Genomic DNA, 13,616 nt, shown 5'->3' on the forward strand with positions numbered 1-13,616 from the left:
CGGCCGGCCCGGCCGTCGACCGTTCCCCCACCCTGCCCGACTACCCCGGAGCCCCTCCTCCGCCACCACCCACCCGCCACTTTTTGTCGGTCCTGCCCGGTACCGTCCTTCCCGTGAACGCTCAGGAACGCATCCAGGAACTCGCCGACCGCATCACCGTGCTCCGTGACGCCTACTACCGCGGCTCCCCGCTGGTGGCGGACGCGGAGTACGACGCGGTGGAGGACGAGCTGCGCAGCCTGGTCGAGGAGCATCCGGAGCTCACCCCCGACCCGAACCCGCTCGACCAGGTGGGCGCCCCGGCGGTGCTGCACGCGCCGATCCGGCACTCCCGCCCGATGCTGTCGCTGGAGAAGGCGACCAAGCCCGAGCAGGTCGAGGCGTTCTTCGACCGCTTCCCGGGCCAGCCGGTGGTGGTCATGCCGAAGCTGGACGGCCTGTCGCTGGCGGTCGTCTACGAAAGCGGACGGCTGGCCAGGGCGGTCACCCGCGGGGACGGCACGACCGGCGACGACGTCACGGTGCTCGTGCGGGCCCTGACCGACGGGATCCCGGAGCAGGTCGAGGCGCCGGGCCGGGTCGAGGTCCGCGGCGAGGCCGTCATGCTGCGGTCCACCTTCGCCGCCTACAACGCCGCCCACCCGGACAAGCCGCTGATCAACCCGCGCAACGCCGCGGCCGGCACGCTGCGCGCGAAGGACCCGGCCACGGTGGCCGAGCGGCGGCTGCGGTTCTTCGCCTTCGACCTGTACACCGAACCGGACAGCGCGGAGACCGACCTCGGCAGCGCGCTGCACACGCTCGGCTTCACCGCGGCCGACATGCGGCGCTGCGCCGACGCCGCCGAGGCGCAGGGCGTGATCGGCGAGATCGAGCGGCAGCGCAACGACCTGGACTACGACCTCGACGGCGCCGTGCTGCGGCTGGCGAGCCGGGACGCGTACGCCGCGGCCGGCACCCGGTCGAGCTCGCCGCGGGGCGCGCTGGCGTTCAAGTTCGCCGCCGAGGAGAAGACGACCGTGCTGTCCGATGTGGTCTGGGACGTCGGCAAGACGGGCAAGATCGCCCCGGTCGCCTGGCTGGAGCCGGTGTTCGTGGGCGGCACCACGGTCACCCGCGCGACACTGGCGAACCAGGAGGTGATCCGCGCCCGCGGCATCAAGATCGGCGACACGGTGCTGGTGCGCCGCGCGGGTGACGTGATCCCGTTCGTCGCCGGCGTGCTCGACGAGTCCAAGCGCACCGGTGCCGAGCGCGAAATCGTCCCGCCGGACGCGTGCCCGTCGTGCGGGCAGCCGCTGACCGAGCAGGGCAACAGCCGGGAACTGTTCTGCACCAACGTGTCCTGCCCGGCGCAGACCGTGCGCCGGCTGATCCACTGGGCGTCGCGGGCGGCGGCGGACATCGACGCGATCGGCGGGGTGTGGATCGAACGGCTGGCCGAGGCGGGGATCCTGGAGCACCCGTCGGACTTCTACGGGCTGACGAAGGAGAAGCTGCTCGAGTTCGACCGCATCGGCGAGGTCTCGGCCACCCGGATGATCGAGTCGATCGACGCGAGCCGGGCGGTCGGCCTGCGGCGGGCGCTGATCGGCCTGGCGATCCCGATGGCGTCGGAGGGCACGGCCGCCCGCCTGTGCCGCGCTGGGTTCGGCTCGCTGGAAGCGGTCGTGGAGGCGGGGGTCGACGGGCTCGTGGCCGTGGACGACATCGGGCCGAAGGTCGCCGCGTCGCTGATCGAGCACCTCACCCGGCTGCGTCCCGAGCTGGAGCGCCTGCGGGAGGCGGGGGTTTCGCTGGACGTGCGCGAAGAGGACCTGCCACCGGTGGTCGCGGCGGGTGCGCCGCTGGCGGGCAAGACGGTGGTGGTCACCGGGTCGATCAGCGACCCCCGATCGGGCGAGAAGGTCCCCCGCCCGACGTTCCAGCGGCTCTGCGAGAAGGCGGGCGCGACCACGGCGACGTCGGTCTCGGCGAACACGGACATGCTGATCACCGGCGCGGACGTCGGGGCGAGCAAGCTGACGAAGGCCGAGAAGCACGGCGTCGAGGTCGTCGACCAGGGCGAGATCTGGCAGCAGCTGATCGCGGCGGGCATCGTGTAGCCGGCCGGGCGTCCCGCTTCCCGGACGCGGGTCACCCGGTCGTGAAAATCGGTCAGGCGCGACACTGAGCGTGAGTACCCGACTTCGTCCGAAGGACCGCGATGACCACGTCCGACCTCATGGTCGCCCGCCAGCTCGGCGTGCACGAGTTCCTCACCGCGCGGGGCTGGCTCCTCGACGGCGACAGCGACCCCGCACGGGTGTGGTTCGCCGACGACGTCCACGCCGGCTGGCACTACCCCCAGACGTACGGCGGCCACCGCATCAACGAGGTGGCCGACACGACCCCGGTCCAGCTGCAGAGCTACTTCACGTTCGACAACGAGGGCGACGAGGTCTTCGCGGTCGTCCCGGCGGGCAACCTGCGCGGCAGCGGCTGCGCGGAGCACGACACCCAGGAGCGGTTCTTCCCGTTGACCACGGGCGGGGTGGTGGACCTGGACGAGATCGCCGCCCTGCTCGACACCCTGGAGCCGCGGGCGCGGGCGCTCGACCCCGCGTGCTGATCGAATGCCGCTACTTCGGCCCCTGCCGGCGCTGAACGGGGGCGCGGAGACCGCTGCCTGAAGTGTCCGGGGAGCGACCGCCCCCGAGGACCGCCGGGCCCGCTGCCGCGGCGGCCGCGGCCGCGTTGCGCCATGCGGCTGCGCTCGGCCGCCCGAAGAGGTGCCTACTCTGCGTGCGTCGAATCGGTTGCATGTCGGTTACGCATCTCACCTCGACGCACCCGACTCACTCCTTCGACGTCCTTCCTGTGACGGTACGTAGCAGGGGGAGGCGTCCACAGATGAGCTCGGCACGACTGGCAACGCGGCCAGGCACGTGGTTCACCATCACGCTGGCCCTCGTCCTGGCCGTCGTCCTCATCCTCGCCCTCGACCACGGCCACGCCGGGTCCGAGCCGAGCGCCGGCAGCACTCCCCCGGCCACCACGAGCTCGCCCGCCGCCCAGGCTCCGGACTGGATGCGGCCGCTGCGGCCCGGCGAGAAGCCGCCGCAGTTCGTGCTCTTCTCCTTCGACGGCGCCGGGTCGCACGAGCACTGGACCCGCTACCTCGCCCTGGCCAAGTCGGTCAACGCCCACTTCAGCGGGTTCCTCTCCGGCATCTACCTGCTGACCGACGAGCAGCGCTCGCGCTACGCCGGTCCCGGCCACCGGCCCGGCTCGGCCTCGATCGGCTTCGGCGGCAGCGCCGCGGAGGTGGCCACGCGCGTCCAGGACCTCAACACCGCCGTCGCCGCGGGGCACCAGATCGGCACGCACTACAACGGCACTTCTGCGCCGGTGCCGAACCGAGCGTCGGGCGGTGGACCACGCAGGGCTGGACCGACGAGATCGGGCAGTTCAGCCGCTTCGTCGACGACGCCCGCGAGCACCTGGGGCTGCACCTGTCCGCCACGGACGTCACCGGCGGCCGGACGCCGTGCCTCGAAGGCAACTGGGCCGCCGCCTTCCCCGCCATGCGCGCGGCCGGCTACACCTTCGACTCCAGCCAGCCCTCCGACGGCGTCAAGTGGCCGACCCGGCTGGACGGGATCTGGGAGTTCTGGATGCCCTACGTGCAGGTGCCCGCCCTGCACAAGAAGGTCATCATGATGGACTACAACCTCTGGTACCAGCTCGGCCACGCCAAGAGCGACACCGGCAAGTACACCCAGGCCACGCTCGAGACCTACCGCGGCGCCTACCGCGCCGCCTTCGAGGGCAACCGGGCGCCGCTCGTGATCGGGAACCACTTCAACGACTGGGCCGGCGGTGCCTTCTCGCGGGCCGCGGAAGGCTTCATGGGCGAGGTGTGCGCCAAACCCGAGACCGTCTGCGCCACCTACGCCGAAGTCACGAAGTGGATGTCGCTGCAGGACCCCGCCGTCCTCGACAAGTACCGGTCGATGCCGCTCGCCCAGGCCCGCTGAGCGAGCGCGACACCGCTGTGACGTTGGCCACCGGCGTCCCCCGACGGCGGCGGCTTCCTCGGCAAACCGCGCCGGACCGGGCGCGGCCCCGGGAATCTGCGTACGTTGGCATCGCAACACGGGCCGCTGCCCGTATCGTCTGTGACCAACCGCTTAGTAGGCTCGCGGGCACGAGCCCGCTTTCTCAACGACGAGGAGGTCCCCCGTGACCGATTCCCCTTCCCGTGTCGCCGTGGTCACCGGTGCCGGCCGCGGCATCGGGGCCGCCGTGGCGGCCCGGCTGGCCGATGACGGCTTCGCCGTCGGGCTGCTCGACCTGGACGAGGCCGGTGTCAAGCAGGGCGCCGAGGCCATCGTCGCCAAGGGCGGCAAGGCCGTCGGGGTCGCCCTCGACGTCACCGACGCCGAGCAGGTCGAAGCCGCCGTCACGCGCGTCGCCGACGAGCTCGGCCCGCCCGTCGTGCTGATCAACAACGCCGGCATCACCCGGGACAACCTCATCTTCAAGATGACCGAGCAGGACTGGGACTCCGTCCTCGGCGTGCACCTCAAGGGCTCGTTCCTGATGACCCGCGCGGTGCAGAAGTACATGACGCAGGAGAAGTACGGCCGGATCGTCAACCTCTCCAGCACCTCGGCGCTCGGCAACCGCGGCCAGGTCAACTACTCCGCCGCCAAGGCAGGCATGCAGGGCTTCACCAAGACCCTCGCCATCGAGCTGGGCAAGTTCAACGTCACCGCGAACGCCATCGCGCCGGGCTTCATCGCCACCGACATGACCGCCGCGACGGCCGAGCGGATCGGCATGGGCTTCGAGGAGTTCAAGGCCGCCGCCGCGTCGCAGATCCCGGTGCAGCGCGTCGGCACGCCCGACGACATCGCGCACCTGGCCTCCTTCCTGGTCAGCGAGGGCGCGGGGTTCGTCTCCGGCCAGGTCATCTACGCCGCCGGCGGACCGAAGGACTGAGGCCGATGCGCGAGTTCGAGAACCTGGACGCCTTCGCCGCCGCGGTCGGCGAGCACCTCGGGTACAGCGAGTGGCTGAAGGTCACCCAGGACCGGGTGAACCTGTTCGCCGACGCCACCGACGACCACCAGTGGATCCACGTCGACGAGCCGATGGCCACCGCGGGCCCGTTCGGCGGCACCATCGCCCACGGCTTCCTGACGCTGTCGCTGCTCTCGGCGTTCGGCCCGAAGATCTACAAGGTCAACGGCATCAAGATGGGCATCAACTACGGCCTCAACAAGGTCCGCTTCCCGCAGCCGGTGAAGGTCGGCTCGAAGGTGCGTGCCGGCGCCGAGCTGGTGGAGGTCACCGACATTCCGGGCGGCAAGCAGGCGGTGTCGAAGTGGACGGTCGAGATCGACGGCGAAGCGAAGCCCGCGTGCGTCGCCGAATGGGTGACGCGGTTCCTCGCGTGACGTCGCGTGGCGAGCGGCGCTTTCCCGGGAAGGTGCCGCTCGCCACGCGCTCTATCCGTCATACCGACTAGTCGGTATGCTCCCCTCGACGAAGAGGAGGCTGCATGAATCCCCCCGGACTCGACCTGGACCGCCTGCGCGCGCACCTGGACGCGCACCGGCCCGGCCTGGTCGCCGGACAGCTGTCCGCGGACGTCGTGGAGGGCGGCCGGTCGAACCTCACCTACGTGGTCGGCGACGGCCGCTCCCGCTGGGTGGTGCGCCGTCCGCCGCTCGGGCACGTGCTGCCGACCGCGCACGACATGACCCGCGAGTTCCGGGTGATCTCCGGCCTGCGCGAGACCGCCGTGCCGGTGCCCGAGGCGATCCTGCTCTGCGAGGACGCCGACGTGATCGGCGCGCAGTTCTACGTCATGAGCTTCGTCGAGGGCACGCCGTACCGGACCGCGGGCGAACTCGCGGAGCTGGGCGAGACGCGCACCCGGGCCATCGCCGACGCGCTGGTCGACACGCTCGTCGACCTGCACGCCGTCGACCCGGCGGCGGTCGGGCTGGGCGGCTTCGGGCGGCCGGAAGGGTTCCTCGAGCGGCAGCTGCGGCGGTGGAAGAAGCAGCTCGACGCCTCGCGCAGCCGCGACCTCGACGGCATCGAAGAACTGCACGACCGGCTCGCCGCCGCGGTGCCGGTGTCCGGCGAGCCGTCGATCATCCACGGCGACTACCGCCTCGACAACGTCCTCGTCGACTCCGGCGACCGGATCTCCGCGGTGCTCGACTGGGAGATGTCGACGCTCGGCGATCCGCTCACCGACCTCGCGCTGCTGGTGGCCTACGCCGAGCGCGACAAGGTGTCCCTGCAGTTCGTCTCCAACGCCAGCTCCGCGCCCGGCTACCCGACGACCGACGAGGTCGTGCGGCGGTACGCCGAGCGCTCGGGCCGGGACGTCTCGCAGCTGAACTGGTACGTCAGCTTCGCGTTCTTCAAGCTCGCCGTAATCCTGGAGGGCATCCACTACCGCTACACGCAGGGCAAGACGGTCGGCGCGGGCTTCGAGGGCGTCGGGGCCGGTGTCCCGCTGCTCGTCTCGCACGGCAACGAGATTCTCAAAGAGGAGAAGTAATGGACTTCGCGTTCGACGAGAAGACCGAGGAGCTGCGCGGGAAGCTCCTCGAGTTCATGGATTCCCACGTCTACCCCGCCGAGCCGGTGTTCGAGCAGCAGCTCGCCGAACGCGACGACCCGTGGGCCATCCCGCCGGTCGTCGAGGAGCTCAAGGCCGAGGCGCGCCGGCGCGGGCTGTGGAACTTCTTCCTCCCCGGCGACCACGGCGCGGGCCTGACGAACCTGCAGTACGCGCCGCTGGCGGAGATCACCGGCCGCAGCATCCGGCTCGCGCCGACCGCGCTGAACTGCGCCGCGCCGGACACCGGGAACATGGAAGTGCTGGCCATGTTCGGCACCGACGAGCAGCAGAAGCAGTGGCTGGAACCGTTGCTGAACGGCGAAATCCGCTCGGCGTTCGCGATGACCGAGCCGGATGTCGCCTCCTCCGACGCCCGCAACATCGAGACCGCAATCGGGCGTGACGGCGACGAGTACGTCGTCAACGGCCGCAAGTGGTACATCTCCGGCGCGATGAACCCCGCGTGCAAGATCTTCATCGTCATGGGCAAGACCGACCCGGACGCCGCGCCGCACAAGCAGCAGAGCATGATCCTGGTCCCCCGCGACACCCCGGGTGTCACGGTCAAGCGCGGCATGCACGTCTTCGGCTACGACGACAGCGACCACGGCGGCCACGCCGAGGTGCTCTTCGAGGACGTCCGCGTGCCGGCCGAGAACCTCATCGCCGGCGAAGGCGACGGCTTCGCGATCGCCCAGGCCCGGCTCGGCCCCGGCCGGATCCACCACTGCATGCGCGCGATCGGCATGGCCGAGCGGGCCCTGGAGCTCATGTGCCGCCGCGCGATCTCGCGCGAGGCGTTCGGCAAGCCGATCGCCCAGCAGGGCGTGGTGCAGGACTGGATCGCCGAATCCCGCGTCCGGATCGAGCAGCAGCGCCTGCTGGTGCTCAAGACCGCGTGGCTGATGGACACCGTCGGCAACCAGGGCGCGCACACCGAAATCCAGGCCATCAAGATCTCCACGCCGGCCGCGGTCGAGTGGATCCTCGACAAGGCCGTGCAGGTGCACGGCGCGGGCGGGGTCAGCCAGGACTTCCCGCTGGCCGCGATGTGGGCCGGGAACCGCACGCTGCGGCTGGCCGACGGACCGGACGAGGTCCACAAGCGCTCGCTGGCCCGGCGCGAACTGAAGAAGTACCTCTCGGAAGGCGCGAAGTGACTGTCACCGCCGAAGACCTGACCCGCCAGGCGACCGAATTCCTGGCGAACCACGACCCGAAGACGACCGACCGGCTGGAGTTCCTCCGGGCCCGGTTCGACGCCGGGCTCGCCTGGATCCACTTCCCCGCCGGGCTCGGCGGGCAGAACGCCCCGCGGGCCCTGCAGTCCGTTGTGGACACGGTGTTCACCGAGGCGGGCGCGCCGGACAACAACCCGCGCCGGATCGGCATCGGCCTCGGCATGGCCGCGCCGACGATCCTCGCCTTCGGCACGCCGGAGCAGCGCGAGCGCTTCCTGCGTCCACTGTGGACCGGCGAGGAGGTGTGGTGCCAGCTGTTCTCCGAGCCCGGCGCCGGCTCCGACCTCGCCGCGCTCGGCACCCGCGCGGTCCGTGACGGCGACGACTGGGTCGTCACCGGCCAGAAGGTGTGGACGTCCGGCGCGCACGAGTCGCAGTGGGCGATCCTCGTCACGCGCACCGACCCGGACGTGCCCAAGCACCAGGGCATGACGTACTTCCTGTGCGACATGACCGCCCCCGGCGTCGAGGTCCGGCCGCTGCGCCAGATCACCGGCGAGGCCGAGTTCAACGAGGTGTTCCTGACCGACGTCCGCATCCCGGACACCCAGCGCCTCGGCGCGGTCGGCGAGGGCTGGAAGGTCGCGCAGACGACGCTGATGAACGAGCGCGTCGCGATCGGCGGCCACGTCCAGCCGCGCGAAGGCGGGCTGATCGGGATCGTCGCGAAGACGTGGCGCGAACGACCCGAGCTGCGCACGCCGGAGCTGCGAGACCGGCTGGTGAAGCACTGGGTCGAGGCCGAGACGCTGCGGCTGGCCGGCACCCGGCTGCGCCAGCAGCTCGCCGTCGGCGCGCCCGGGCCGGAGGGCTCGGCCATGAAGGTCGCCTTCTCCGAGCTCAACCAGGCGCTGACCGGCCTGGAGATCGAGCTGCTCGGCGAAGAAGGCCTCGCCTACGACGACTGGACGTTCCGACGACCGGCGATCGTCGACTTCAACGGCCGCGAAGCCGGCTACCGCTACCTGCGCGCGAAGGGCAACTCCATCGAGGGCGGCACCTCGGAGGTCCTGCGCAACATCATCGCCGAGCGCGTGCTGGGGCTGCCCTCGGAGCCGCGCGTCGACAAGGACGTCGCCTGGAAGGACCTCCCCCGATGACCGACCTTCTCTACTCAGACGTCGAAGAGGACCTGCGGGCTTCGGTCCGGGACCTGCTCAAGGCCAAGGCCGGCGCGGAAGCGCTGCTGGCGCGGGTGGAGACGGCCGAGCCGTACGACCTGAAGCTGTGGCACACGCTGGCCGACGAGGTGGGCGTGGCCGGGCTGGCCGTGCCGGAGGAACTGGGCGGCCACGGCGCATCCGCGCGCGAGGTCGCGGTCGTCGCCGAGGAGCTGGGCCGCAGCGTCGCGCCGGTGCCGTTCCTCGGCAGTGTGGTGCTGGCGACGACGGCGCTGGTGCACGTCGGCGCGCGGGACTTCGTCGAGAAGCTGGCGGCGGGGCAGGCGATCGGCGCGCTGGCCGTGCCGCTGTCGACCGCGCCGGGCGCGGGTTTCCCGTCGTCGGTGACGGCGTCCGCGGACGGCACGCTCTCCGGCCGGGTGGGCACGGTCGCCGACGCGTCGGTGGCGGACCTGCTGGTCGTCCCGGCCGCCGGCCCGGACGGCCCCGCGCTGTACGTCGTCTCGGCCGCCGACGCGACGGTGTCGGAGCTGGTGTCGTTCGACCTGACCCGGCGGGTGGCCGACGTGTCGCTCGAGAACGCCCCGGCCACGCTGGTCGCTTCGGGCCCCGAGGCGGCCGCGGCGCTGGAGCAGGCGCTGCTGTTCGGCGCGGGCATCCTCGCGTCCGAGCAGACGGGGGTCGCCGAGTGGGCGCTCACCGAGACGGTGACCTACCTCAAGGGCCGGTACCAGTTCGGCCGCCCGGTCGGCGGGTTCCAGTCGCTCAAGCACCGGCTGGCGAACCTGTACACGGACCTGGTCCTGGCCCGCGCGGCGGCCCGCAACGCGGCGGACGCGCTCGCCACGGGCACCGACGTGCCGATCTCGGTGGCGGTGGCCCAGGCCCGCAACGCGCCGATCGCCGTCCGCGCGACAGAGGAGGCGATCCAGCTGCACGGCGGCATCGGGATGACGTGGGAGCACCCCGCGCACCTGTACCTCAAGCGCGCCAAGGCCGACGAGCTCGCCCTCGGCACCCCGGGACGGCACCGGGCGCGGCTGGCGGAACTGATCGACCTGCCCGCCTGAGTTCCCGCCCGAACTCTGCGGAAACGGCCCGTTCCGGAGAACGGGCCGTTTCCGCGTTCCGCAACACATTCGGCCGTGCCGCCGGGGGTGGCGGCTGCCGTACGCTGGCGCTTGCGGTGACGCGGACAGCCGGGAGGTCGGCATGGCGCAGGCCATCCAGATGCACCTCAACCAGGCACTGATGCGCATTCCCCGGCGGGCCGAAAGCGCCGACCGTTCGACGCTGGCCGCCACCTACGTCGCCGCCGGCTCGCTTTCCGCGATGATCAATTCCGCCGACCACCAGATCCTGTTCGGGCGCCGCGGCACCGGCAAGACGCACGCCCTGCTGCACCTGCACGAACTCGTCGAGCGCACCGGCGACATCCCGATCTACCTCGACCTGCGGACGATCGGGTCCACGGGCGGCCTGTACGCCAACACCGCGTTGAGCCCCGCCCAGCGCGGCACGCAATTGCTGGTGGACACCCTCGAAGCCGTGCACGACCGGCTTTTCGCCTTCGCCGCCGAAAGCAGTTCCACGGACCAGGACGCTTTGCTGCGCGGTCTCGACGCCCTGGTTTCGGCCGCCACCGAAGTGGAGGTCGTCGGCGAAACCGAACAGGAGCAGACATTCGGCGGCAGCGTGGAACGGGAATACTCGGCGGAACTGTCGGTGGCGCCGAAAGGCGGAGCCAGAGCCGGCGCGCGGCACCGGAGCACGGCGGCGGCGTCGAACCGCCGGAAACGCACCGGCGTCGAGCAGCACCGGGTGCTCTTCGGCCCGCTGAGCCGGGCCGTGCAGGCCGTGGCCGACGGCATCCGGCCCGCTCGCCTGTGGCTGTTGCTCGACGAGTGGAGCAGTGTGCCCGCCGACCTGCAGCCGTTCCTGGCGGACCTGCTGCGCCGCAGCGTGCTGCCCGTCCACGGGATCACGGTCAAGATCGCCGCGATCGAGCACCGGGCCCGCTTCTCCGCCACCCTCGACGACGACTACCTCGGCATCGAGGTCGGCTCGGACGCGGCGTCCGCGGTCAGCCTCGACGACGCCCTCGTCTTCGACCAGTCGCCGGAGGAGGCCCAGGCGTTCTTCCGGCAGCTGTTCGGCAACCACGTCCGGCCGGTCCTCGGTGCGATGCTGCGGACGGAGGAGCCCGCCGACTTCGTCGACGCCACCTTCCACGGCGCGGCGTTCCCCGAGCTCGTCCGGGCCGCCGAGGGCGTCCCGCGCGACGCGATCAACATCGCGGCGCTGGCCGCCCAGCACGCCCACGGCGAGAAGATCACCCAGGCGCACGTGCGCCGGGCGGCCCGGGACTGGTACCTGCGGGACAAGCAGTCCGTGCTGAGCCGGGACGAGGACGCCGACCGCGTGCTCGGCCTGCTGGTCGACGAGGTGGTCGGGCGGCGCCGGAGCCGGACGTTCCTGCTGCCCACCCGCGACCGCACGGCGGCGATCGGCACCCTCTGCGATGCGCGGCTGCTCCACATCCTCCGACGCGGCGTGGTCGACCCGCGCCGCCCGGGACGGCTGTACGACGGGTACGCCATCGACTACGGCTGTTACGTCTCGCTGCTGACCGGCGGCGCGGCCGCGAAGAACCTCCCGGCCGACGTCTTCACGTTCGACAAGGCCGTGGTGGACCTGCAACGCCTGAGCCAGAATTCGTGAAGATCCTTCAGTTTTCTTCCGGATTTTCGCTCATCTGAGCGAGAACTTTGTGAGCCACGCCACGGCACGGGTAAAAGGGTGACAAAAATGCCCTTCTTCCCATGGTTCTCGCCGTCCGCCGGATCTAACCTGTGCGCCATGGAAACAGCCGTCGCGCCGGCCGATCCCGGCGCGCTGGAGCGACTGACCGTCACCGTGGGCGATCACCGCCACAGCGCGCTCGCGGCCGGGCCCGCGTCGGGTGAACTGGTCCTCCTGCTGCACGGCTGGCCCGAGTTCGCCGACGCCTGGACCGAGCAGCTGCACGCGCTCGGCGAGGCGGGCTATCGCGCGCTGGCCGTCGACCAGCGGGGGTTCGCGGCGGGCGCTCGCCCGGACGGCGTCGCGCACTACACGCTGGACCACCTGGTCGGGGACGCCTTGGCGTTCGCCGACGACCAGGGCGCGGACCGCTTCCACCTGGTGGCCCGCGACTGGGGCGGCATGGTGGCGTGGGCCCTCGCGGCGGCCCGCCCCGACCGCCTCCGGTCACTGACGGTGCTCTCGACACCCCACCCCTCGGCCCTCCAGCGGGCAATGGCCACCGACGACGGCCAGTTCCACGACCTGGGCTACATCCGCTTCTTCCGCCGCGCGGACGGCAAAGCCGAGAAATACCTCTTACGCGACGAAGCCGCGCAATTACGGGCTGTTTACAGCCGCCGCATTCCGGAAGCGGTCGTCGAGGGCACGGTGACCCGCCTTTCCGAACCGGGCGCACTGACGGCAACGCTGAACTGGTACCGCGGAGCGACGAACGACGAGTTCGACATCCCGGCGGGCCGCATCAAGGTCCCGACCCTGTACCTGTGGGGCCGCGAGGACCCGTACCTCGGCCAGAGCGCGGCGGAGCAGACGGTCCACCACATCGACGCGGAGTACCGCTTCCAGATCATCGAGGGCGCCAGCCAGTGGATGGCGATGGAGGTGCCGGACGAGGTGAGCGCCCTGCTGCTCGACCACGTCCAGCGCCACTAGGCCCCTGTGAGCGGTTCGGGCCGGCCATGCCGGCTTCGCCGAGCGCGCGGTAACGGGAGGCCCATCGCGCGGCGGTCGAGACCGACTCCGGGAACCGTTCCGCGGCTTGCCGTGGCGGCCGGGCCCTCGGCAACGAAACAGCGAGCCACGCGCAGTCTCCCGGCCAAGCCATAGGTGTGCGTAGGCGAGACTCGCTTCCCTACCGCCAGAGCATCCGATCGCGTGGCCCCACGACCGCTGCCCTCTCCGGACCGAACCGCTAGGCCGCCGGCGGGCGCAGTGCGTCCAGCAGCAGGTCCGCGTAGTGGTCCCCGATCTGCCGGGCCGTCAGCGAGCCGCTCCGCCGGTACCAGGACCCCAGGTGGTGCACCGACCCGAAGAAGAAGTCCACCACCACGTCGGCCGGCTTGTCGGTGCGGAACTCCCCCGATGCCTGCCCCTCCTCGACCAGCCCGCGGAAGCGCTCGTGGTACTTGCGCCGCTCCGCGCGGACCGCCTTCTGCTTGTCCGGGGACAGCTGGTGCATCGACTGCAGGAAGATCGTGTTGTCGTCGAGGTTGTCGATGCTCGACACCACCACGTCGGACGCCGCCGCCGCGAGGCGCTCGCGCAGCGGGGCACCCGAAGACGCCACGCTCTCCAGCTGCCTGGTCTGCTCGCGCAGGACGCGCGCGTAGATCTCGTACAGCAGGTCGTCCTTCGAGCCGAAGTAGTGGTACATCGCGCCCTTGGTGACGCCCGCCGCCTCGACGATCTCCTGGACCGATGTGCGGTCGAAGCCCTTCTTGGCGAACAGCTTCGTGGCGTGCTCCAGCAACCGCCGGGGCACGGCGGCCTGGTCGTCGCCGGTGGCCTCGCCCGGCTTGCGGGTGCTTGCTCGAGTCACGC

The 13,616-nt window shown here is 71.3% G+C and carries 12 protein-coding genes and 1 pseudogene; 11 read left to right on the forward strand and 2 right to left on the reverse strand.

The window, feature by feature from the left end:
• Window positions 1-113: 113 nt before the first annotated feature.
• The 11 genes from ligA (at window position 114) to HUT10_RS06420 (ending at window position 12,728) form a co-directional block, all read left to right on the forward strand.
• The gene (ligA, locus tag HUT10_RS06370; RefSeq protein WP_176170309.1) at window positions 114-2,105 is read left to right on the forward strand and encodes an NAD-dependent DNA ligase LigA; all 1,992 of its coding nucleotides are present in this window, start codon (window positions 114-116) and stop codon (window positions 2,103-2,105) included.
• Between the two features lie 101 nt (window positions 2,106-2,206).
• Window positions 2,207-2,611 carry a hypothetical protein gene (locus tag HUT10_RS06375; RefSeq protein WP_254896716.1) on the forward strand — a complete coding sequence of 135 codons (405 nt, stop codon included), beginning with the start codon at window positions 2,207-2,209 and terminating at the stop codon, window positions 2,609-2,611.
• 955 nt (window positions 2,612-3,566) lie between these two features.
• On the forward strand, window positions 3,567-4,019 hold the full coding sequence (locus tag HUT10_RS50580; protein ID WP_254896717.1) for a hypothetical protein: 453 nt from the start codon (window positions 3,567-3,569) through the stop codon (window positions 4,017-4,019).
• 205 nt (window positions 4,020-4,224) lie between these two features.
• Complete coding sequence (fabG, locus tag HUT10_RS06385) at window positions 4,225-4,986, forward strand: 3-oxoacyl-ACP reductase FabG (protein ID WP_176170310.1); 762 nt, start codon at window positions 4,225-4,227, stop codon at window positions 4,984-4,986.
• 5 nt (window positions 4,987-4,991) lie between these two features.
• Window positions 4,992-5,444, forward strand: coding sequence for a MaoC family dehydratase (locus HUT10_RS06390; protein WP_155542941.1), 453 nt, complete (start codon window positions 4,992-4,994; stop codon window positions 5,442-5,444).
• Window positions 5,445-5,548: 104 nt separating this feature from the next.
• Window positions 5,549-6,565 (forward strand): phosphotransferase family protein, encoded by a 1,017-nt coding sequence (locus tag HUT10_RS06395; RefSeq protein ID WP_176170311.1) that lies wholly within the window; start codon window positions 5,549-5,551, stop codon window positions 6,563-6,565.
• Window positions 6,565-7,788 (forward strand): acyl-CoA dehydrogenase family protein, encoded by a 1,224-nt coding sequence (locus HUT10_RS06400; RefSeq protein ID WP_176170312.1) that lies wholly within the window; start codon window positions 6,565-6,567, stop codon window positions 7,786-7,788. Before HUT10_RS06395 ends, HUT10_RS06400 begins: the two co-directional genes overlap by 1 nt.
• Window positions 7,785-8,969, forward strand: coding sequence for an acyl-CoA dehydrogenase family protein (locus tag HUT10_RS06405; protein WP_176170313.1), 1,185 nt, complete (start codon window positions 7,785-7,787; stop codon window positions 8,967-8,969). Before HUT10_RS06400 ends, HUT10_RS06405 begins: the two co-directional genes overlap by 4 nt.
• Window positions 8,966-10,060: an acyl-CoA dehydrogenase family protein gene (locus HUT10_RS06410; protein WP_176170314.1), complete on the forward strand. Its 1,095-nt coding sequence runs from the start codon at window positions 8,966-8,968 to the stop codon at window positions 10,058-10,060. The genes HUT10_RS06405 and HUT10_RS06410 overlap by 4 nt, the downstream gene beginning before the upstream one ends.
• Before the next feature lie 142 nt (window positions 10,061-10,202).
• The gene (locus HUT10_RS06415; RefSeq protein WP_176170315.1) at window positions 10,203-11,711 is read left to right on the forward strand and encodes a hypothetical protein; all 1,509 of its coding nucleotides are present in this window, start codon (window positions 10,203-10,205) and stop codon (window positions 11,709-11,711) included.
• 138 nt (window positions 11,712-11,849) lie between these two features.
• Complete coding sequence (locus HUT10_RS06420; protein ID WP_176170316.1) at window positions 11,850-12,728, forward strand: alpha/beta fold hydrolase; 879 nt, start codon at window positions 11,850-11,852, stop codon at window positions 12,726-12,728.
• 22 nt (window positions 12,729-12,750) lie between these two features.
• Here the strand turns inward: HUT10_RS06420 and HUT10_RS06425 are convergent.
• Window positions 12,751-12,895, reverse strand: a pseudogene (locus HUT10_RS06425) (IS481 family transposase); the annotation flags it as partial.
• Window positions 12,896-12,987: 92 nt separating this feature from the next.
• Window positions 12,988-13,614, reverse strand: a complete 627-nt coding sequence (locus HUT10_RS06430; RefSeq protein ID WP_176170317.1) for a TetR/AcrR family transcriptional regulator — start codon at window positions 13,612-13,614, stop codon at window positions 12,988-12,990.
• Window positions 13,615-13,616 lie beyond the last annotated feature (2 nt).

The sequence above is a fragment of the Amycolatopsis sp. Hca4 genome (assembly GCF_013364075.1).
Taxonomy (GTDB): Bacteria; Actinomycetota; Actinomycetes; order Mycobacteriales; family Pseudonocardiaceae; genus Amycolatopsis.

Bases quoted from the DNA above. Each gene is read 5' to 3' on its own strand.
- HUT10_RS06375 (WP_254896716.1), top strand. From the start codon at position 2,207: ATGACCACGTCCGACCTCATGGTCGCCCGCCAGCTCGGCGTGCACGAG.
- HUT10_RS50580 (WP_254896717.1), top strand. From the start codon at position 3,567: ATGCGCGCGGCCGGCTACACCTTCGACTCCAGCCAGCCCTCCGACGGC.
- HUT10_RS06390 (WP_155542941.1), top strand. From the start codon at position 4,992: ATGCGCGAGTTCGAGAACCTGGACGCCTTCGCCGCCGCGGTCGGCGAG.
- HUT10_RS06395 (WP_176170311.1), top strand. From the start codon at position 5,549: ATGAATCCCCCCGGACTCGACCTGGACCGCCTGCGCGCGCACCTGGAC.
- HUT10_RS06400 (WP_176170312.1), top strand. From the start codon at position 6,565: ATGGACTTCGCGTTCGACGAGAAGACCGAGGAGCTGCGCGGGAAGCTC.
- HUT10_RS06410 (WP_176170314.1), top strand. From the start codon at position 8,966: ATGACCGACCTTCTCTACTCAGACGTCGAAGAGGACCTGCGGGCTTCG.
- HUT10_RS06415 (WP_176170315.1), top strand. From the start codon at position 10,203: ATGGCGCAGGCCATCCAGATGCACCTCAACCAGGCACTGATGCGCATT.
- HUT10_RS06420 (WP_176170316.1), top strand. From the start codon at position 11,850: ATGGAAACAGCCGTCGCGCCGGCCGATCCCGGCGCGCTGGAGCGACTG.